We start from the raw sequence: 19,905 nt of genomic DNA on the forward strand, positions 1-19,905 counted from the left end.
GGAGACCGGCGTGACCGCGGCGAGCGTGGCGGTGACCGTCGTCGCAACAACAATAATAAGTAAGTCGGACCTTTTTAAAGCAAAACAACAATGTTACAGCCGAAAAAGACCAAATTTAGGAGAATGCAGAAAGGTCGCATGAAGGGTATTGCTCAGAGAGGAAACCAACTTGCAACCGGTTCGTTCGCAATCAAAGCACTTGAATCCGCATGGATCACAGGTCGTCAGATAGAGGCGGCGCGTCAGGCCATCACCCGTTACATGAAGCGTGAAGGCCAGCTCTGGATCCGCATCTTCCCCGATAAACCCATCACGAAGAAGCCCGCCGAGGTGCGTATGGGTAAGGGTAAGGGTAATCCCGAAGGGTTCGTGGCGCCCGTTACTCCCGGCCGTATTCTCTTCGAGGCAGAGGGCGTGCCCCTGGAAGTGGCGCAGGAAGCGCTCCGCCTGGGTGCCCAGAAACTGCCCATTACCACCAAGTTTATCGTAAGGCGTGACTACGTCGAAACCACAATCTAACGAGACGACAAGATGAAAAGTGCAGAAATCAAGGATATTTCGATCAAAGACCTGCAGGAGCGCATCGAGACTGAGAAGGCTCAGCTTGCAAAGCTGAAGGTGCAGCACGCGGTGTCCCCCGTCGAGAACCCTTCTATCATTAAGAAAAACCGCAGAGATATAGCTCGTATGCTGACAATCCTGCGTCAAAAAAACGCCTAATAAGGAATAGCTATGGAAAGAAATCTTAGAAAAGAGCGTATTGGGGTGGTTGTCAGCAACAAGATGGAGAAAACCATTGTGGTTGCAGTAGCACGTAAGGTGAAGCATCCGATCTACGGCAAGTTCGTCAACAAGACGACGAAGTTCGTCGCCGAGTCACTCGACGAGACCTGCAAGGAAGGCGACACCGTCCGTATCATGGAGACCCGCCCGCTGAGCAAAACGAAGCGTTGGAGATTAGTACAAATTATTGAAAGAGCTAAGTAATTATGATACAGCAGGAAAGTAGACTCGTAGTAGCTGATAACAGCGGTGCAAAGGAAGTTCTCTGCATCCGGGTGCTGGGCGGTACCAAACGCCGCTACGCATCTATCGGCGATAAGATTGTGGTGGCTGTCAAGAGCGCGACTCCTTCGGGCGATGTCAAGAAGGGTGCCGTGTCGAAAGCAGTCGTCGTAAGGACGACCAAGGAAATCAGACGTGCCAACGGTTCGTACATTCGTTTCGACGACAACGCCGTGGTGCTGCTTAACAACCAGGGTGAAATGCGCGGTACTCGTATATTCGGCCCCGTAGCTCGTGAGCTGCGCGACCAGTATATGAAGATTATCTCCCTCGCACCCGAAGTATTGTAATCATAAAAACAATTTCGGATATGTCAGTGAAATTACATATTAAGAAAGGGGATATGGTGCAGGTCATCGCCGGTGACAACAAGGGCCAGCAGGGCAAAGTCCTGAAGGTCGAAGCTGAAAAGCAGCGTGCCATCGTCGAGGGGGTGAACCTTTGCAAGAAGGCCACCAAACCCAATGCGCAGAACCCCCAGGGTGGTATCGTCGAGAAAGAAGCGCCGATCCACGTATCGAACCTGCAGGTGCTCGACCCCAAAGGCGGTAAACCCACCAAAGTCGGTCGCAGGCTCAATGCAAAAGGTAAATTAGTCCGTTACGCTAAAAAGTCAGGGGAGGAGATCAAATAATGGCATACGTACCTACACTCAAGACACAGTATAAGGAGCAGATCGTAGCTGCCCTTATGAAGGAGTTCGGTTACTCGAGCGTTATGCAGTGCCCGAAGCTCACGAAGATCGTTATCAACCAGGGTATGGGACAGGCTGTCGCCGATAAGAAACTCATCGATGTGGCCGAAGCCGAGCTGACGCAGATCACGGGCCAGAAAGCCGTGCAGACGCGTTCGCGCAAGGACATCTCCAACTTCAAGCTGCGCAAGGGCATGCCGATCGGCGTGCGCGTGACGCTGCGCGATACGAAGATGTACGAGTTCCTCGAGCGGCTGATCGCCGTGGCGCTCCCCCGTATCCGCGACTTCAAGGGGATCAACGAAAAGTTCGACGGCCAGGGCAACTATACTCTCGGCATCACCGAGCAGATCATCTTCCCGGAGATCGACATCGACAAGATCACCAAGATCTTCGGTATGGAGATTACGTTCGTTACCACGGCCAAGACCGACGAGGAGGCGTATGCCCTGCTCCGCGAATTCGGCCTCCCTTTCAAAAACGCTAAAAAGAATCAATAAGCTATGGCAAAAGAGTCAATGAAGGCACGCGAGGTAAAACGCGTGAAACTCGCAAACCGCTATGCTCACAAGCGCGAGGAGATTGCTGCCAAGGTGAAGAGCGGTGAGATGGATCACGAGGAGGCTTGGATCGCACTGTCGAAACTGCCCCGCAACTCGAACCCCATCCGCCAGCACAACCGCTGCAAGATCACGGGCCGTCCCAAAGGCTACATCCGCCTGTTCGGCATCAGCCGTATCCAGTTCCGCGAGATGGCTTCGAAGGGCCTGATTCCCGGCGTGAAGAAAGCAAGCTGGTAATATTTTCGGATGCCGGGAATCCCGGTATCCGAAAATCCGTTTTTCTGCCGGGAGGCGAGTCCGTGGCCGCAGGAATGCGGCCGGCGCAGAAGGTGCGGGTGCGCCGACCTGCGCGGCGGCGGAGAATCCCGGAAACGAGTCTGGATGCTGAGGGCGTATGCCCGTGGGAAAAGGCCGGACAGGAGCAGTTCCTGTACCGGGCGGTGAAATGCCGGGACGATGGTGCGGCCGCCGGGCTGCCTGCCGTTCCCTCTTTCCGAAGGAATCGGGGCTTATATGGGTGCAGAACCCGAGTAGTTACGTCGCAATGTCGAGGAAAGTGCCGCCGCAAGCGGTAACTTCTCGGCGGCGGGGCGGAAATCGAGGGGTTAGGCATTTGGTTACAAATTTCTCGACCGAAGGGCCGGGGAGGGGTATCGCCGATTGCGGCGGCTCTCTTCCGAAGGGTCATTGGCAGCATTGCCGAACGGGGATTTGTACGGGTTATGTTAGCAACGCATCCGTGCTAACATTGTCCGTATTCCGGGGCCGGGGCCTAAAAACGCCGAAAACAGGGCGTTAGCTTGGTTTTTTGAGAAATTATACGTATATTTGCGCGCTTTATACCCCGGGCGTAACCCCCGTGCGAAGGGCGCGAAGGCGCTGGGAATGAGGCGCAAAACAATGAAACATCCGAGGCGGCGGTGAATCCGGGTGGATTCCAAGGTGCTGAAGAACAAATAATTAACTTATTACTTTAATTTTTAACTTCTATTCGTTATGACTGATCCTATTGCGGACTTTCTGACCAGAATTAGAAACGCAGTGAAAGCCAACCACAAGGTGGTTGAAGCTCCTGGCTCAAAAATTAAGCAGGAAATCACTAAGATTCTTTACGAGCAGGGTTACATCCTCGCTTACAAATTCGACACCGACGAGAAAGGTCACCCGTCGATCAAAATCGCGCTCAAGTGGGACGCTGCCACCAAGGGCAACGCCATCAAAGACCTGAAGCGCGTGAGCCGTCCCGGCCTTCGCCAATATGTCTCGGTGGGGGATATGCCCCGCGTGCTGAACGGCCTGGGCATCGCTATCCTGTCGACTTCGAAAGGCATCATGACCGACGCCAAGGCCCGCAAGGAAAACGTGGGCGGCGAGGTGCTGTGCTACATCTACTAACGGAAATTTTTAAACGCAAGAACAATGTCAAGAATTGGTAAATTACCTGTAAACCTGCCCGCCGGCGTTACCGTAGAGGTTTCGGCCGACAATGTGGTAAGCGTGAAAGGGCCACTCGGGACGCTGAGCCAGAAAGTTGACTCGGACATCAAGGTAGAGGTCGGCACGCACAAGGACGTTCACACGGGCAACGAGGCTCCCGCCGTGCTCGTATCGCGTCCTACCAACCAGCCCCGCCACCGTTCGCTGCACGGCCTGTACCGTGCGCTGATCAACAACATGGTCGTCGGTGTGTCGAAGGGTTATGAAATCAAACAGGAGCTCGTGGGCGTCGGTTTCAAGGCCGAAGTCAAGGGCCAGATCCTCGAAATGAGCCTCGGTTATTCGCACGATACGCATTTCATGCTTCCCAAGGAGGTTACCGCTACGGCTGTGACGGAGAAGAAGGGCAACCCGATCGTAACGCTGAAGAGCATGGACAAGCAGCTCGTCGGCCAGGTCGCTGCCAAGATCCGTTCGCTGCGCAAGCCGGAGCCGTACAAGGGCAAGGGTATCAAGTTCGTCGGCGAACAGCTGCGTCGCAAGGCGGGTAAATCAGCAGGTGCTAAATAGTAAATAGTTTAGAGTTATGTCACTGAACAAGATAGAAAGAAGAGAGAGGATCAAGATGCGTATCCGCAAGATCGTGAGCGGTACGCCCGAACAGCCTCGCATGACTGTATATCGTAGCAACAAGCAGATCTACGTGCAGTTTATTGATGACCTCGCAGGTGTGACCCTGGCCACGGCATCCTCGCTGGACAAGGAGGTGGCGGAAGCCGCCGCCGGCAAGAACAAGTGCGACGTGGCCGCCCTGGTGGGCAAACTGGCCGCCGAGCGCGCTGCCGCCAAAGGCATTTCGACCGTAGCGTTCGACCGCAACGGCTACCTGTATCACGGAAGAGTTAAACAGCTGGCCGAAGCAGCACGCGAAGGCGGTCTTAAATTCTAAGCGATTATGTCAAATACCAACATAAAGAAAGTACGCACCAGCGACCTCGAGCTTAAGGACAGACTCGTAAGCATTCAGCGTGTTACCAAGGTAACCAAGGGAGGTCGCACATTCAGTTTCTCGGCCATTGTCGTCGTAGGTAACGAGGACGGTGTCGTGGGCTACGGCCTGGGCAAGGCTTCGGAGGTTCAGTCGGCCATCGCCAAGGGCGTGGAGGACGCAAAGAAGAACCTGGTGAAGATCCCCGTTATCAACGGTACGATTCCCCATAAGCAGGAGCTCCGTTACGGCGGTTCGCTCGTCATGATCCGCCCGGCCGCCCCCGGTACGGGTATCATCGCCGGCGGCGCCATGCGTGCCGTGCTGGAGTCGGTGGGCGTGAAGAACGTGCTTGCCAAGAGCAAGGGTTCGTCGAACCCCCACAACCTGGTGAAGGCAACCATCGGCGCCCTGTGCGAACTGCGTGATGCACACAGCATCGCCCGTCTGCGCGGCATCTCGATGGACAAGGTGTTTAACGGTTAATTTTGTAGAGACAAATGGCAAGATTGAAAATCACCCAGGTCAAAAGCCGCATCGGCGCTACCGAGCGCCAGTGCAAGAACCTCGACGCGCTGGGGCTGAAGAAGATCAACGCGAGCGTCGAGCACGACGACTCGGCGATCATCAAGGGTATGATCGAGCGCGTGAAGCACCTCGTCAAAGTTGAGGAGGTAGCCGTAAAGAAGGCTGCAGCACCCAAGGCCAAGAAGGCCGAAGCTGCCGAGGCCGCAGAATAAGTTTAACAGCTAAGAAGTAATTTTTACGATGGAACTCAATAATCTCAAACCTGCAAAGGGTTCAACGCACCACGACAAGCGAATCGGTCGCGGTGCAGGTTCGGGTCACGGTGGCACGGCCACGCGTGGCCACAAGGGTGCGCAGTCGCGCTCGGGTTACTCGCGTAAACTGGGCTTCGAGGGCGGTCAGATGCCTCTTCAGCGTCGTCTTCCCAAGTTCGGTTTCACCAACCTGAAGCGCGTCGAATTCAAGGCTATCAACCTCTCGACGCTCGAGGAGCTGGCAGCCAAGAAGTCGCTCTCCGAGATCACGGTCGACACGCTCGTGGCCGCAGGTTTCATCTCGTCGAACGACAAGGTGAAAATCCTCGGTAACGGTGCGGTTACCAAGGCGCTGAGCGTAAAGGCTCACGCATTCTCGAAGAGCGCCGAGGCGGCCATCGTGGCAGCCGGCGGCAGCGTCGAAAAACTGTAAGAACCCTAGAAACCGAAAATTATGAATCAGTATCTCGTTGTTGGTATCGTCTTTTTAGTGGTAATCGCTCTTTTGGCGACCAACAAGAAATTGGTTGAAACGCTCAAGAATATCTACAAGATCGAGGAGCTGCGCAAACGTGTGATCTACACGATCGGGCTGCTGCTGGTCTACCGCTTGGGTAGTTTCGTGGTGATTCCGGGTATCAACCCCAACGCCCTGGGCGAGGGGTCGGCGCTTGCCAGCCAGCTCGACGGCAACGGACTTCTGGGTCTGTTGAACGTCTTTTCCGGCGGTGCATTTGGCAATGCGGCCATCTTTGCACTCGGAGTCATGCCGTACATCACCGCCTCCATCATCATCCAGCTCATGGGTATGATGATCCCGTATTTCCAGAAGATGCAGAAGGAAGGTGAAAGCGGCCGCCGCAAAATGAATCAGTGGACGCGCTTCCTTACCATCGGCGTGCTGATCCTCCAGGGCCCGGCGTACATCGCCAACCTGTACCATCAGGTGCCCTCTGCATTCGTTTACGGCAACTCGTTCGGCTTCGTAGCCTATGCGACGACGATCCTCATTGCCGGTACCATGTTCATCATGTGGCTCGGCGAGAAGATCACGGACAAGGGTATCGGCAACGGTATCTCGCTGATAATCATGATCGGTATCGTGGCCCGTCTGCCCCACGCCCTGTTGGCCGAGGTCAATGCGCGTTTCCAGACCGCCAGCGGTAGCGCCATCATGCTTATCCTCGAGCTGGTGTTGCTGTTCCTGGTCTTCATGGCTACGATCGCCCTGGTACAGGCAGTCCGCAAGGTACCTGTACAGTATGCAAAGCGTATCGTCGGTAACAAACAGTACGGCGGTGTACGTCAGTACATCCCCCTGAAGATGAATGCTGCGAATGTGATGCCCATCATCTTCGCGCAGGCTCTGATGTTTATCCCGGCGTTGTTCTCCGGTACGGCCTTCGCAGCTGCTTTCAGCTCGATGACCGGTTTCTGGTACAACTTCACGCTTGCAGTGCTGGTAATCGCGTTCACCTACTTCTACACCGCGATTATCATCAACCCCCAAATGATGGCCGATGACATGAAGCGAAACGGCGGCTTTATCCCGGGTGTGAAACCGGGTAAGCAGACCGTGAACTACATCGACACCATCATGACGCGTATCACGCTCCCCGGCTCGTTCTTCCTGGCCATCGTGGCGATCCTGCCCGCGCTGGCGATGAAGTTCCTGGGCATCCAGCAGGCGTTCGCCTACTTCTACGGAGGTACGTCGCTGCTGATCATGGTCGGCGTGGTGCTCGACACTCTGAAGCAGATCGAGAGCTACCTGCTGATGCGTCATTACGATGGTCTGATGAAGACCGGACGTATCCAGGGTCGTCATTAGGAGTTTTTCCCGAAGAGTTCTTAACGAAGAGAATGATATATTTAAAGACAGACGAGGAGATAGAGCTGCTCCGCGAGAACAACATCCTGGTGTCGAAGACACTGGCGGAAGTGGGTCGCCACATCCGGCCGGGTGTCACCACCAAGTTTTTGGACTCGGTTGCCGAGGATTTTATCCGCGCACACGGAGCAGTTCCCGCCTTCCTCGGGTATCAGGGATTTCCCGCTTCGTTGTGTATATCGGTAAACGAACAGGTAGTTCACGGTATCCCATCCTCGAAATGCGTCCTCAGAGAGGGCGACATCGTTTCGGTCGATTGCGGTACGTTTATGAAGGGGTTTGTTGGTGATTCGGCGTATACGTTCGCCGTTGGAGAGGTTGCCGGGGAAGTTAGGCAGCTGATGGAGGTCACCAAAGAGGCTCTTTATAAAGGTACGGCACAGGCTAAGGCCGGCAACCGCGTAGGCGACGTGTCGGCAGCCGTGCAAGAGTACGCCGAAAGTTTCGGCTACGGTGTGGTGCGGGAATTGGAAGGACATGGGTTGGGTCGGAAAATGCACGAAGACCCCGGTGTCCCCAATTACGGAGCACGCGGCAGGGGGCCGCTCCTCAAGGAAGGAATGGTCATCTGTATCGAGCCCATGATAAATATGGGTACCAAAGCGGTGGTTTTTGAAAGGGATGGCTGGACAGTCCGCACGCGCGACCATAAACCCGCGACGCACTACGAGTTCGCCGTTGCGGTTCGTAAGGACGGGCCCGACGTGCTGACGGACTTTAGTATCATCGAACAGGCAATAAACAAGTAAGACTCTATGGCAAAACAGGCTGCTATTGAAAGGGACGGTACGATTATCGAAGCCTTGTCCAACGCGATGTTCCGCGTCGAGCTGGACAACGGCCACGTGCTCACCGCCCACATCTCGGGGAAGATGCGTATGCACTACATCAAGATCCTTCCCGGAGATAAGGTAAAAGTGGAGATGACGCCCTATGACCTGACGAAGGGGCGTATATCTTTCCGGTACAAATAACATTAGATTGCTTGAAAATCATGAAAGTAAAAGCATCCATCAAGAAAAGAAGCGAGGATTGCAAGATTGTGAAGCGTAAGGGGAAACTCTACGTCATTTGCAAGAAGAATCCCAAGTTTAAAATGCGCCAAGGGTAATGTTTAAACGGTTTAGTAAAAAAGAAAAAGATTTTATATGGCACGTATAGTCGGTGTAGATTTACCAAAAAATAAAAGGGGCGAGATCGGCCTGACCTATATCTACGGTATCGGTCGTTCGACGGCCCGCAAGATTCTCGAGGTCGCTGGCATCAGCTACGACCTCAAAGTCCAGGATTGGTCGGACGACCAGGTCGGTGCGATCCGTTCGACGATCGCTGATCTGGGTATCAAAGTCGAGGGCGAATGCCGTTCGGCCGTCCAGCTCAACATCAAGCGTCTGATGGATATCGGCTGTTACCGCGGCATCCGTCACCGCCTGGGTCTTCCCGTTCGTGGTCAGTCGACCAAGAACAACGCACGCACCCGCAAGGGCCGCAAGAAGACTGTCGCAAACAAGAAAAAGGCAACAAAGTAATCTTTAGAGAATTATGGCAAAGAAAACTGGAACAGTTAAGAAAAAGGTTGTTAAGGTCGGTGCCCTGGGCAATGCCTATGTTCACTCCACTTTCAACAACGTGATCATCACCATCACCAACGAGGTGGGTGACGTCATCAGCTGGTCTTCGGCCGGTAAGATGGGTTTCCGTGGTTCGAAGAAGAATACTCCGTATGCCGCACAGACCGCTTCGGCCGACTGCGCAAAGGTCGCTTACGATATGGGCCTGCGCAAGGTAAAAGTGTATGTCAAGGGCCCGGGTGCCGGTCGTGAGTCGGCCGTGCGTACCATCCACGGCGCCGGTATCGAGGTGATGGAGATCATCGACGTTACGCCGCTGCCGCACAACGGTTGCCGTGCTCCTAACCGCCGCCGCGTATAATCGGTGTCGTGGTAAGGAATATTTCTAAGGTTTTAAAAAAGTCAGAACAATGGGAAAATACATAGGACCAAAATCGAAGATCGCCAGAAAGTTCGGCGAAGCTATTTACGGGGCGGACAAGGTGCTTGAGAAACGCAACTTTCCTCCCGGACAGCACGGTCTGGCGCGTAAGCGCAAGAAGGTGTCGGAGTACGGCACGCAGTTGAGCGAGAAGCAGAAGGCAAAGTATACGTACGGCCTGCTCGAGAAGCAGTTCGCACGTACCTACGATCAGGCTGCGCGTATGGGCGGTATCACGGGCGAGAACCTGCTGAAGCTGCTCGAATGCCGCCTGGACAATGTTGTTTACCGCTTGGGTATCGCCCCGACGCGTGCAGCTGCCCGCCAGCTCGTTTCGCACTGCCACATCTGCGTGAATGGCAGCGTCGTGAACATCCCCTCGTACTCGCTGCGTGCGGGTGACGTGGTGTCCGTTCGCGAGAAGTCGAAGAGCCTGGAAGTGATCTCGGCATCTCTGGCCGGCGGTTCGAAGAGCCGCTATGCTTGGCTTGAGTGGGACAATGCCTCGATGAGCGGCAAGTTCCTGCAGAAGCCCGAGCGCGAGGAGATCCCCGAGAACATCAAGGAGCAGCTCATCGTCGAGTTGTACTCGAAGTAGTAATCAAACAAACTGAATATATTATGGCAATATTAGCATTCCAGAAACCTGAAAAGGTTATTATGCTTGAATCCACTTCGTCGTTCGGAAAGTTCGAATTCCGACCGCTGGAGCCCGGGTTCGGTATGACTGTCGGTAACGCTTTGCGTCGTATTCTGCTCTCCTCGCTCGAGGGTTACGCAATCACGACTGTCAAGGTAGCCGGTGTCGACCACGAGTTTGCCGCTATCCCCGGCGTGATGGAGGATATGTTGAACATCATCCTCAATCTGAAGCAGGTTCGTTTTATCCGCACAGTCGATAATCAGGATGCCGAAAAGGTTTCCATTAACGTTGCGGGTGTGACGGAGCTGACTGCCGGATATATTTCAAATTACCTTTCGTTCTTCAAGGTGTTGAACCCCGATCTGGTGATCTGCCACCTCGCGCCCGGCACGAAGATGCAGATGACCCTCACGATCGGCAAGGGGCGCGGCTACGTTTCGGCAGAGGAGAATACCCCCGCCGAGTGCGAGTTCGGCACCCTCCCGATCGACTCGATCTTCACGCCGATCAAGAACGTAAAGTATTCCATCGACAACTACCGTGTCGAGCAGAAGACCGACTACGAGAAGTTGAACCTGGAGATTACTACCGACGGGTCGATTCACCCCAAAGAGGCTCTGAAAGAGGCTGCAAAGATCCTTATCCAGCACTTCATGCTCTTCTCCGACGAGAAGATCACCGTCAACATGGAGGATACCAACGGTACCGAAGAGTTCGATGAGGATGTACTCCACATGCGCCAGCTGCTGAAGACCAAGCTTTCGGATCAGGATCTGAGCGTCCGCGCCCTGAACTGCCTGAAAGCCGCCGACGTGGACACCGTGGGGGATCTCGTGAAGCTCAACCGCAACGACCTGCTGAAGTTCCGCAACTTCGGTAAGAAATCGCTCACGGAGCTCGACGAGCTGCTGACCTCGCTCAACCTGAAGTTCGGTATGGACGTATCAATCTACAAACTTGACAAAGATTAATTATGAGACACAATAAGAATTTCAACCACCTTGGCCGCCAGGCAGGACACCGTAAAGCGTTGATGTCGAATATGGCTTCGTCGCTCATCCTGCACAAGCGTATCGAGACTACCGTTGCCAAAGCCAAGGCCGTTCGCCAGTTCATCGAACCGCTGGTGACCAAGTCGAAGGATGACTCGACGCACTCGCGCCGCATCGTCTTCTCGTACCTCAAGCAGAAAGAGGCCGTAACCGAGTTGTTCCGCACCATCGCTCCGAAGATCGCCGAGCGTCCGGGCGGCTATACCCGCATCCTGAAGACCGGCTTCCGTCTGGGCGATGCTGCCGACATGTGCATCATCGAGTTCGTTGACTTCAACGACGCTTACACGCTGGGCATCGCTCCCGCAGCTGCTGCCGAAGCCAAGCCCAAGACGCGCCGTTCGCGCAAGCCCGCAGCCAAGAAGACCGATGCGGTCGAGGAGGCTACGGTCGTGGAAGGCGAAGCCAAGAAGGCCGCACCTAAAAAGGCTGCCGCTCCGAAGGCTGCGAAGCCCGCGGCTCCGAAGTCTGCCAAGGTTGCAGCCCCGAAGGTTGCCAAGAAAACCAACGTAGGCAAGAAGATGTAAATTCGCGTCTGCTGTCAGAAAAAGGGACGACCCCGATGTGGGTCGTCCCTTTTTTTGTCCGGGATGCCGGGGCTTGTCGTCAGCCCTGCTTTTTGGCCGGGTATCGGTTGCTTGTTTGCCGGGGAGGGCGGTTGCCTGCCGGTTCGGACGGACGAACCTGGGCTTTTCGATCCCGTAGGCGACCGGCATCTTTATGTTTTCGACCTTGGGTATCCGTGTCCGGAGGTGCGGGAGTACCGGGCGGAGCAGATAGACTTGGGCAATGGTGCCCTTATCGGGACTTTCCGCTTTCATGTCCCTCTTCCGGCTTCGTGCGGGCCAATGGTTTTCAAGGAAAGTTTGAAAAAATCCCCGGAACATGCAACGTTCCGGGGATTCGTTCTGTGTGTCGGAGTCGGTTTATTTCGCGAAGCCTTTGCCGATGCCAAGGAAATCCTCGGCCTTGAGGGCTGCGCCGCCGATCAGGCCGCCGTCGACGTCTTCCTTGGCGAAGAGCTCCGGTGCGTTCGAGGGCTTGCACGAACCGCCGTAGAGGATGGCGGTATCCTGTGCTGCCGCGCCGAATTTGGCTGCCAGCACCTGGCGGATGTAAGCGTGGATTTCCTGTGCCTGCTCGGCCGAGGCGGTCTTGCCGGTGCCGATAGCCCATACGGGCTCGTATGCGATCACGAGGTTCTTGTACTCCTCTTCGGTGAGGTTGTAAACCACCTCCTCGATCTGGGCCTTCACCACGTCGAAGTGTTTGCCGGCCTCACGCTCTTCGAGGTTCTCGCCTACGCAGTAGATCGGGGTCAGGCCGTTGGCGTAAGCCTGCGCCATCTTCTTGTTGAGCGTAGCGGAGGTTTCGCCGTAGTACTGGCGGCGCTCCGAGTGGCCGAGGATCACGTATTTGCAACCCAGCGCCGCGATCATCGAAGCGGCGATCTCGCCCGTATAGGCGCCTTTGGCCTCCGTGGCGCAGTCCTGTGCCCCGAGGGCGATGTCCGAACCCTTGAGTGCCTCGGCGACCTGCGAAAGGTGCGTGAAGGGGGGGCACACGATGAAGTTGACGCACGAGCATACCTCGCCGCGGCCGGCTGCGATGCCTTTGGCCAGTTCTACACCTTCGGCGGGAAGCGTATTCATCTTCCAGTTGCCGGCAACAATTTTCTTTCTCATTTTCTTAGGTTTTTATTGTTAAAATCCGAATTGTCACGTTATTCCTCGCACCATTTTTTGACCTCCTCGATCGAGGGGGCCTTCAGGCCGAGCTTGTTCTTTTTGTTGAAGCCGCACAGGTCGTTGAAGAACTTGCCCGGGGCGAGTTTCTTCAAGGCCTCGACCGTGATGTACCCCATTTTCTGGATCACGGGCACCCACTCTTCGGGGATGCCGGCGGCGGTGTATTTCTCCACGGGGTCGTTCACGACCTTTTTTTCGGGGCGCATCTGCGGGAAGAAGAGCACGTCCTGGATCGAAGCCTGGTCGGTCATGAACATCGTGAGGCGGTCGATGCCTATGCCCATGCCCGAGCACGACGGCATGCCGTATTCCAGTGCGCGTACGAAATCCATGTCGATGAACATGGCCTCGTCGTCGCCCTTTTCGCTCAGCCGCAACTGTTCCTGGAAGCGTTCCAGCTGGTCGATCGGGTCGTTGAGCTCCGAGTAGGCGTTGCACAGCTCCTTGCCGTTCACGAACAGTTCGAAACGTTCCGTGAGGTCGGGGTTCGAGCGGTGGCGCTTGCAGAGCGGCGACATTTCGCGCGGGTAATCGCACACGAACGTGGGCTGGATCAACTCCTCCTCGCAGTACTGCCCGAAGATGGCGTCGATCAGCTTGCCCTTGCCCATCGTGTCGTCGATTTCGACGCCGAGGCGCTTGCAGGCTTCGCGGAGCTGCTCCTCGCTCTGCCCCGTGATGTCGTAGCCCGTTTTCTCGCGGATGGCGTCGGTCATCGTCAGGCGGCGGAACGGTGCCTTGAACGAGATCTGCTTGCCGTCGAGCGTCAGCTCCGTCGTGCCGTTCACGGCCACGGCCACCCGTTCGAGCATCTGCTCGGTGAACTCCATCATCCAGAGGTAGTCCTTGTAGGCCACGTAAATCTCCATGACGGTGAATTCGGGGTTGTGCGTGCGATCCATGCCCTCGTTGCGGAAATTCTTGCCGAACTCGTATACGCCGTCGAATCCGCCGACGATCAGTTTCTTGAGGTACAGCTCACTGGCGATGCGCAGGTACTGGTCGATGTCGAGCGCATTGTGGTGCGTGATGAACGGGCGTGCCGAGGCGCCGCCCGGAATCGGCTGCAGGATCGGGGTCTCCACCTCGACGTAGCCGCGCTCGTTGAAGAACTGGCGCATCGTGGCGACGATCTTGGCGCGCCGGACGAATACGTCGCGCACCTGCGGGTTCACCACCAGGTCGACGTAGCGCTGGCGGTAGCGGACTTCGGGGTCGGTGAAGGCGTCGAACGTCTGGCCGTCCTTGGCCTTGACGACGGGCAGCGGGCGGATCGACTTCGAGAGCACCGTGAACTTGCGGCAGTGCACCGACAGTTCGCCCGTGTTGGTGTGGAACGCGAAGCCCTCGACGCCGATGAAATCGCCGATGTCGAGCAGTTTCTTGAACACCGTGTTGTATAGCGTGGGGTCTCCTTCGGGGCAGACGTCGTCGCGGCGGATGTAGACCTGGATGCGGCCCGTGTGATCCTGCAATTCGAAGAACGAGGCGCTGCCCATGATGCGGCGCGACATGATGCGGCCTGCGATGCGAATGTCCTGGTAGTTGCCTCGGGCCTCGTCGTAGTTGTCGGCGATCTCCCGTGCCGTGGCCGTCACTTCATAGCGGGCGGCGGGATAGGGGTCGATGCCGAGCTCGCGCAGGGCTGCAAGCGACTGCCTCCGGAGCTGTTCCTGTTCACTGAGTTCGATGCTCATATCTTGTGTTTTTGAATGTTTGGACTATTGACCGTGCAAAGTTAATAAATTCTGCGCAAATATGCTTCAGCCGGGGTGGGTGAATCGTCTGTTCCGGCTCTGTGCCAGCCTGAGGTAGCCCCGCAGGGCGGCGTAGCCCAGTCCCAGGCCGACGAGCGTGCCCCATACGATATCCATCGGGAAATGCTTGCCCAGGTAGATGCGCGAATAGCAGATGACGAGGGTGCAGACGACCATCAGGGCGGTGAACCACTTGCGGCGGATCGCACCGCACGAGAGTACGGCCAGCGCGACGATCGTGGCCGCGTGCGCCGAGACGGTGCCGTACATGCCGCTTACGGCCTCGGGCGGGACGTGCACTGCCCAATCATGCGGCATTGCCGCACGGCGCAGGGCGCGCAGCGAATCGGGCGTGATCTCCAGCCCTTCGAGCGAGGGGGTGAACATCGGCCGCGGGCGCGGTTCGAACTGCGGCAGCATGTCGCCCAGCAGGCCGTTATGCTTGAAGATGCCCGAAACTATGTCCGACAGCCCCAGGGCGAGAAGCATCAGTACCAGGAAGATCAGCATGCCACGCCAGCCGCTGCGGCGCCATACCAGCCACAGGATCAATGCATAGAGCGGCAGCCACATCGCCGTGCCCGAGATGGTGAGCATCACGCGGTCGAGGGCCGTGCCGCCGTCGAAATTGAGGGCCATGAACAGGCCGTGGTCGAAGGTATACATAGGTCAATGGATTTGTCGTAAATGGCTGTGGGCTGTTTTTGCCGCATTGCGGGACGCCACTCCCGAGGGAGAGGGTCGGGGCGGGTCGGACTTGTAAACACGGCCGTCGGCCGCGGGAAGAACATACCGGGATGCAAGGCGGCCGTCATACGCATTTTAAAACTGAAAGTAGATGAACGGTTGTATGTCGCTCGATTTGATCTGCATCACGCACCAGATCATCGCGGCGGCCATCACGACCTGCAACACCAGCGGGGCGTTGGCTACCAGGCGCTGTGCCGTGCGGTCGACGCAGCCCGGCATGAGATGGAGCAGGTAGCCCGCACCGATCAGGGCGAAGACACCCGCGTAGCCCGCGATGACCTGCGGGATCATCGGGACGTTGAAGTTGGAGAAGATCTGGTGCAGCATCAGTTCGACGGTCTGCATCGACTCGGCGCGGAACATCAGCCAGCCCAGGCAGACGAGGTTGAACGTGAAGAAGACGCCCGCCGCACGGCTCCACCAGTGCATCTGCGCCCCGGAAGCCTTGGCCCCCGGGACGACGGCCATCCACAGTTTATGCAGCGCCAGCGCTACGCCATGCAGCGTGCCCCAGAGGATGAAGCGGATCGCCGCACCGTGCCACAACCCTCCCAGCACCATCGTGACGAGCAGGTTGCCGTAGGTGCGCAGTTTGCCTTTGCGGTTGCCGCCCAGCGAGATGTAGAGGTAGTCGCGCAGCCACGAGGAGAGCGAGATATGCCACCTGCGCCAGAATTCGGTGATGGTGGCCGACTTGTACGGGGCGTCGAAGTTCTTGGGGAAGCGGAAGCCCAGCAGCAGGGCGATGCCGATCGCCATGTCCGAGTAGCCCGAGAAGTCGCAGTAGATCTGCAAGGCATAGCCGTAGATGCCTGCCAGGCACTCGAAGCCCGAATAGAGCAGCGGCTCGTCGAAGATGCGGTCGACGAAATTGAGCGAGATGTAGTCCGAAATGATCGCCTTTTTGAAGAGTCCCGTGAGGATCAGGAAGACTCCCGTGCCGAACATTTCGCGCGTCACGACGACCGGGTTGCGGCGGATCTGGGGGATGAAGTCCCGGGCCCGGACGATCGGGCCTGCGACCAGCTGGGGGAAGAACGAGAGGTAGAACAGGTAGTCGCACCAGTTGCCGAGCGGTTTGAGCTGCCCGCGGTAGATGTCGATCGTGTAGCTCATCGACTGGAACACGAAGAACGAGATGCCGACCGGCAGGAAGATGTTCTGGAATTGGAGGAACCCCTGCCCGAACATCTGGTTGGCGATGTCGACCAGGAAGTTGGTGTATTTGAAATATCCCAGCATCCCGAGGTTCACCATGACGCTCAGTACGACGAGCCACCGTTTCGCGGCGCGGTTCCGCACGCGGTAGATGCCCTGCGCTATGAGGAAGTCGCTCGTGGCGGCGAAGATGAGCAGCAGGAAATAGATGCCGCTTGATTTGTAGTAGAAATAGAGCGAAAAAAGGATGACGTAGACGATACGGGCCATCGGCGCACGGCGGAAAGCATTGTATATGAGCATGAACCCGGCGAAGAGGAACAGGAACAGCCCGCTGCTGAAAATCAGCGGCGAAGAGGCGTCGTACGCGAGCAGCGCCTGCAGTTTTTCCAGGATGCCGTCCGTTGCGGGGAGTGTCATTTCCGGGGTGTGTTGAGGTTTCCGATTGCGGAGACGGGCCGCAGCTCCCGGTCGATCTTCAGCAGACGGACACTGTCGAGTACGGCCTGCTCGGCCTGGCGGCGGATGCGTGCGGCTTCCGCGGCGGCATGGGCTTCGTATGCCCCGGCGTTGATCGCATCGACGAGCGACCAGGCCACGCGGCGCCCGCCGGCGTAGTTGATGTGCGTGTAGTCTTTGCCGGCCCAGCCGTTGGCGACGAACTGTTCCATGCCGCCCAGCGAACGCATGGCGTCGCAGGTCGGCCAAAATGCCGCGCCCGTGTTTTCCGCCGCCCCGCGCTGGTAGTCGAGCATGTAGGGGATGGCGTCCATGGGTTCGAAGCCTGTGTCGGTTTTCACCGAACGGTCGCTCACGCCCAATACCAGCACGGCCGCCGTGGGGAAGCACTGCTGTACGTAGACGACCATTTTCTCGATCTGTCGGGCGTAGTTGGTGTAGTTGTGTACCCCCGTCTGCATGATGTTGAGCCCGTATTGCAGGATCACCAGGTCGTAACCCGCCAGGGCGTTGACCTGCGCGTTGACTGACGGGTTTGTCCAGAACATCGCCTGCCCGTTGTTGCTGCGCACCGAATAGTTGTCGACCACGACGCCGTCGGCTTCGAAGACAGCGCCGTAGCCGATGAATCCTTCTGTCCCGGAGTTCACCTTGAATGCCAGCGAACGGATATGGGGTGCCGTGACCGTGACCTGCCGGACGGCGGCGGCTCCTTCGACCTCGAATTCGCGGCGGAGCGAATCGTTGAGCGTCAGTTCGATGCGGCTGTCGCCGGGGCTGATGAAGAACACCCGTGCCGTGGTGCAGGAGTCGAGCCGCTGCCGGTAGTCGGTGTTTTCCCACCGCGTGGAGGCGCCCTCCGAGGGCTGGCACACCCAGCCCGAGACGAAGAAGTGCCCGCGCAGGTTCTGGGGCGCTGCTTTGCGCTGCATGATGTTGTATGCCGTCCAGCCTTTCGACTGGGTTTTGATCGTGCGCCGGAAGGCCGTCAGGGGCGATGCCATCGGGGCGAAGCCCGCGCCACCCCCGCCGTAGGCCTGTTGCAGTTTCTCGCGCAGGTCGGCCGTGAGGATGTCGCCCTCGATGAACGAGTCGCCCAGTACGGCGATGCGCACCGGACGGCGGGCATAGAGCAGCGTGTCGTAGAATGCCCTGAGGCGTCCCGAATCGGCCGGGGCGAACTGCTCGATCGCCACGAGCGCCGGGTTGAGCCGCACCGTGTCGGGGACTACCGCCCTGCGGCCGGAGCTGTCCTGCCGCAGCAGCCATTCGAAGGTGGTTTGCACGGGGCGGGGCGCTGTGTCCGCTTCGATGCGCTCGGCCTCGATGCGCCGGGCGACCTGTGCCATGTCGACGTGGAAATCGTCCTCGTCGAAGAGCGCCGGTTCGGCGGCTTCCGCCGCGGCGTCCTCGAACGACAGGATGTCCGACAGGATGTTGGCCCGGCGGAGCTTGACGCCGCCGAGGCTTTGCGGGGGGATAAAACTCACGGCCCCAAGCACTGCAATCAGCGCCAGGGCCGCGATCCATCCCCGGTGGGAGTAGTCTTTTTCGGGGGTATTCATCGGCCGTTTAGTCGCGTCGTCCGAGGATCAGGAAGACGTAGTAAAGCACCGAGGCGATGGCGCTGAGGGCTGCTACGAGGTAGGTGCGCGCTGCCCACGAGAGGGCTTCCCGGGCTTGTGCGAGCTGTGCGCCCTGCATCGTGCGGCTGACCTGCAGCCATTCCAGCGCGCGTGCCGAGGCGTTGTATTCGACGGGAAGCGTCACCAGCGAGAAGACCGCCGACATGGCGATCAGCCCCACGCCGATCCAGCACAGCAGTTCGTTCTGCGTCGTGGCGAGGATCACCAGTCCGAGGATGATGACCCATGTGGCTGCGGTCGAGGAGAACTGCACGATGGGTACCAGCTGCGAGCGCAGCGTCAGGGGGGCGTAGCCCCGGGCATGTTGCACGGCGTGCCCGCACTCGTGCGCCGCCACGGCTGCCGCTGCGACGCTCGTCGACGAATAGACGCTGTCGCTCAGGTTGACGGTCATCGTTTGCGGGTTGAAGTGGTCGGTCAGGTTTCCGCCCACGTGCGTCACCTTGACGTTATGGATGTTGTTGTCGCGGAGCATCTTCTCGGCCACCTCGGCGCCCGTGAGGCCGCCGGGGAACTGCACCTTCGAATATTTGCGGAATACCGATTGCAGGCGTGCCTGCACGGCGTAGCCGGCGATACCGATGACGATGATCAGGACGAACATTCCCATCGTCGCCGCCGAATAGTGTGCCGCACCGGAGGCCGGTTCGGCGTAGTATCCTGCCTGGAGCAGGGTGAAAAGCATGTGTGTCATAGTCATTTAGTTTTTTCTGTGTGTGTAATATGCGCCCGCCTGCTGCGAGGGCATCAGTACCATTTCATTAACGGTCATATGAGCCGGTAATTGTGCCGCCCATGCGATCGCCTCGGCGATGTCATCGCCGGTGAGCGGCTCGACGCCGTCGTAAACCCGGTCGGCGCGCTCCTTGTCGCCGTGGAAGCGCACCTCGGAGAACTCTGTCTCGACCATGCCGGGACGGATCTCCGTCACCTTGATGCCGCTGGCGAGCAGGTCGGCGCGCATGGCCTGCGAGATGGCGTGCACGGCGTGCTTCGAAGCGCAGTATACGGCGCCGTTCTCGTAGGGTTCCGTGCCGGCGATCGACCCGATGTTGAAGACGTGCCCGCCGCCTGCGGCCACCATCTTGGGGGTGATGACGCGCGTGACATAGAGCAGCCCCTTGACGTTGGTGTCGATCATGGCGTCCCAGTCGGCCGTGTCCCCCTTGTCGATGTGTTCGAGCCCGGCCGCAAGCCCGGCGTTGTTGACCAGCAGGTCGACGCGCCCGAGCGGTTCGAGATTGCGGCGCACGGCCTCTTCGCTGCGGACGTCGAACGTG

General features: G+C 57.8%; 29 protein-coding genes. 22 read left to right on the plus strand and 7 right to left on the minus strand.

Features of this window, described 5'->3' with window-relative positions; translation table 11 throughout:
* Positions 1–90: 90 nt before the first annotated feature.
* The 22 genes from rplP (at position 91) to rplQ (ending at position 11,634) form a co-directional block, all read left to right on the plus strand.
* Entirely contained in the window at positions 91–519 is a 429-nt protein-coding gene (gene rplP, locus QVP03_RS02855) for a 50S ribosomal protein L16 (RefSeq protein ID WP_022332120.1), read from the plus strand.
* Between the two features lie 12 nt (positions 520–531).
* Positions 532–720 (plus strand): 50S ribosomal protein L29, encoded by a 189-nt coding sequence (gene rpmC, locus QVP03_RS02860; protein WP_009597619.1) that lies wholly within the window; start codon positions 532–534, stop codon positions 718–720.
* Between the two features lie 12 nt (positions 721–732).
* The gene (rpsQ, locus tag QVP03_RS02865; protein ID WP_009597655.1) at positions 733–987 is read left to right on the plus strand and encodes a 30S ribosomal protein S17; all 255 of its coding nucleotides are present in this window, start codon (positions 733–735) and stop codon (positions 985–987) included.
* A gap of 2 nt (positions 988–989) precedes the next feature.
* Complete coding sequence (rplN, locus tag QVP03_RS02870) at positions 990–1,355, plus strand: 50S ribosomal protein L14 (protein WP_018696462.1); 366 nt, start codon at positions 990–992, stop codon at positions 1,353–1,355.
* 20 nt (positions 1,356–1,375) lie between these two features.
* Positions 1,376–1,699, plus strand: coding sequence for a 50S ribosomal protein L24 (gene rplX, locus QVP03_RS02875; RefSeq protein ID WP_022332121.1), 324 nt, complete (start codon positions 1,376–1,378; stop codon positions 1,697–1,699).
* Positions 1,699–2,259 carry a 50S ribosomal protein L5 gene (gene rplE / locus QVP03_RS02880; protein ID WP_022332122.1) on the plus strand — a complete coding sequence of 187 codons (561 nt, stop codon included), beginning with the start codon at positions 1,699–1,701 and terminating at the stop codon, positions 2,257–2,259. Before rplX ends, rplE begins: the two co-directional genes overlap by 1 nt.
* Positions 2,260–2,262: 3 nt before the next feature.
* Positions 2,263–2,559, plus strand: a complete 297-nt coding sequence (gene rpsN, locus QVP03_RS02885; protein WP_022332123.1) for a 30S ribosomal protein S14 — start codon at positions 2,263–2,265, stop codon at positions 2,557–2,559.
* 759 nt (positions 2,560–3,318) lie between these two features.
* Positions 3,319–3,717: a 30S ribosomal protein S8 gene (gene rpsH, locus QVP03_RS02890; protein WP_022332125.1), complete on the plus strand. Its 399-nt coding sequence runs from the start codon at positions 3,319–3,321 to the stop codon at positions 3,715–3,717.
* Positions 3,718–3,741: 24 nt separating this feature from the next.
* Positions 3,742–4,329, plus strand: coding sequence for a 50S ribosomal protein L6 (gene rplF / locus QVP03_RS02895; protein WP_022332126.1), 588 nt, complete (start codon positions 3,742–3,744; stop codon positions 4,327–4,329).
* A 16-nt stretch (positions 4,330–4,345) separates the two neighbouring features.
* Positions 4,346–4,708 (plus strand): 50S ribosomal protein L18, encoded by a 363-nt coding sequence (rplR, locus tag QVP03_RS02900; protein WP_022332127.1) that lies wholly within the window; start codon positions 4,346–4,348, stop codon positions 4,706–4,708.
* Between the two features lie 6 nt (positions 4,709–4,714).
* The gene (rpsE, locus tag QVP03_RS02905; protein WP_018696455.1) at positions 4,715–5,233 is read left to right on the plus strand and encodes a 30S ribosomal protein S5; all 519 of its coding nucleotides are present in this window, start codon (positions 4,715–4,717) and stop codon (positions 5,231–5,233) included.
* A gap of 14 nt (positions 5,234–5,247) precedes the next feature.
* Complete coding sequence (gene rpmD, locus QVP03_RS02910; RefSeq protein ID WP_022332128.1) at positions 5,248–5,487, plus strand: 50S ribosomal protein L30; 240 nt, start codon at positions 5,248–5,250, stop codon at positions 5,485–5,487.
* A gap of 28 nt (positions 5,488–5,515) precedes the next feature.
* On the plus strand, positions 5,516–5,962 hold the full coding sequence (rplO, locus tag QVP03_RS02915; protein ID WP_018696453.1) for a 50S ribosomal protein L15: 447 nt from the start codon (positions 5,516–5,518) through the stop codon (positions 5,960–5,962).
* A 21-nt stretch (positions 5,963–5,983) separates the two neighbouring features.
* Positions 5,984–7,360 carry a preprotein translocase subunit SecY gene (gene secY / locus QVP03_RS02920; protein ID WP_018696452.1) on the plus strand — a complete coding sequence of 459 codons (1,377 nt, stop codon included), beginning with the start codon at positions 5,984–5,986 and terminating at the stop codon, positions 7,358–7,360.
* Between the two features lie 32 nt (positions 7,361–7,392).
* Entirely contained in the window at positions 7,393–8,169 is a 777-nt protein-coding gene (gene map / locus QVP03_RS02925; RefSeq protein WP_022332129.1) for a type I methionyl aminopeptidase, read from the plus strand.
* 6 nt (positions 8,170–8,175) lie between these two features.
* On the plus strand, positions 8,176–8,394 hold the full coding sequence (infA, locus tag QVP03_RS02930; protein WP_009597667.1) for a translation initiation factor IF-1: 219 nt from the start codon (positions 8,176–8,178) through the stop codon (positions 8,392–8,394).
* 20 nt (positions 8,395–8,414) lie between these two features.
* A complete protein-coding gene (gene ykgO / locus QVP03_RS02935) occupies positions 8,415–8,531 on the plus strand; it encodes a type B 50S ribosomal protein L36 (RefSeq protein WP_010262443.1) in 117 nt (38 codons plus the stop codon).
* A 37-nt stretch (positions 8,532–8,568) separates the two neighbouring features.
* On the plus strand, positions 8,569–8,949 hold the full coding sequence (gene rpsM / locus QVP03_RS02940; RefSeq protein ID WP_018696450.1) for a 30S ribosomal protein S13: 381 nt from the start codon (positions 8,569–8,571) through the stop codon (positions 8,947–8,949).
* A 13-nt stretch (positions 8,950–8,962) separates the two neighbouring features.
* Positions 8,963–9,352: a 30S ribosomal protein S11 gene (gene rpsK / locus QVP03_RS02945; RefSeq protein WP_022332130.1), complete on the plus strand. Its 390-nt coding sequence runs from the start codon at positions 8,963–8,965 to the stop codon at positions 9,350–9,352.
* Positions 9,353–9,401: 49 nt separating this feature from the next.
* Positions 9,402–10,010, plus strand: coding sequence for a 30S ribosomal protein S4 (gene rpsD / locus QVP03_RS02950; RefSeq protein ID WP_018696449.1), 609 nt, complete (start codon positions 9,402–9,404; stop codon positions 10,008–10,010).
* 23 nt (positions 10,011–10,033) lie between these two features.
* On the plus strand, positions 10,034–11,026 hold the full coding sequence (locus QVP03_RS02955; protein ID WP_022332131.1) for a DNA-directed RNA polymerase subunit alpha: 993 nt from the start codon (positions 10,034–10,036) through the stop codon (positions 11,024–11,026).
* A 2-nt stretch (positions 11,027–11,028) separates the two neighbouring features.
* On the plus strand, positions 11,029–11,634 hold the full coding sequence (gene rplQ, locus QVP03_RS02960) for a 50S ribosomal protein L17 (protein ID WP_022332132.1): 606 nt from the start codon (positions 11,029–11,031) through the stop codon (positions 11,632–11,634).
* A 399-nt stretch (positions 11,635–12,033) separates the two neighbouring features.
* On the opposite strand, the gene tpiA is transcribed toward rplQ, so the two are convergent.
* From tpiA to QVP03_RS02995, 7 genes are all read right to left on the minus strand, one after another.
* Positions 12,034–12,792, minus strand: coding sequence for a triose-phosphate isomerase (gene tpiA, locus QVP03_RS02965; protein ID WP_022332133.1), 759 nt, complete (start codon positions 12,790–12,792; stop codon positions 12,034–12,036).
* Positions 12,793–12,830: 38 nt separating this feature from the next.
* Positions 12,831–14,552, minus strand: a complete 1,722-nt coding sequence (lysS, locus tag QVP03_RS02970; protein WP_022332134.1) for a lysine--tRNA ligase — start codon at positions 14,550–14,552, stop codon at positions 12,831–12,833.
* A gap of 66 nt (positions 14,553–14,618) precedes the next feature.
* Positions 14,619–15,278, minus strand: coding sequence for a phosphatase PAP2 family protein (locus tag QVP03_RS02975; protein WP_022332135.1), 660 nt, complete (start codon positions 15,276–15,278; stop codon positions 14,619–14,621).
* A 156-nt stretch (positions 15,279–15,434) separates the two neighbouring features.
* Positions 15,435–16,940, minus strand: a complete 1,506-nt coding sequence (locus tag QVP03_RS02980) for an MBOAT family O-acyltransferase (RefSeq protein WP_022332136.1) — start codon at positions 16,938–16,940, stop codon at positions 15,435–15,437.
* Complete coding sequence (locus QVP03_RS02985) at positions 16,937–18,544, minus strand: hypothetical protein (protein ID WP_022332137.1); 1,608 nt, start codon at positions 18,542–18,544, stop codon at positions 16,937–16,939. Before QVP03_RS02985 ends, QVP03_RS02980 begins: the two co-directional genes overlap by 4 nt.
* Before the next feature lie 7 nt (positions 18,545–18,551).
* Positions 18,552–19,319: a zinc metallopeptidase gene (locus QVP03_RS02990; protein WP_022332138.1), complete on the minus strand. Its 768-nt coding sequence runs from the start codon at positions 19,317–19,319 to the stop codon at positions 18,552–18,554.
* 6 nt (positions 19,320–19,325) lie between these two features.
* A partial coding sequence (locus QVP03_RS02995) for an SDR family NAD(P)-dependent oxidoreductase (protein WP_288210614.1) occupies positions 19,326–19,905 on the minus strand: 580 nt, incomplete at its 5' end.

The sequence above is a fragment of the Alistipes sp. CAG:29 genome (genome assembly GCF_000435435.1).
GTDB classification, from domain to species: Bacteria; Bacteroidota; Bacteroidia; order Bacteroidales; family Rikenellaceae; genus Alistipes; species Alistipes onderdonkii.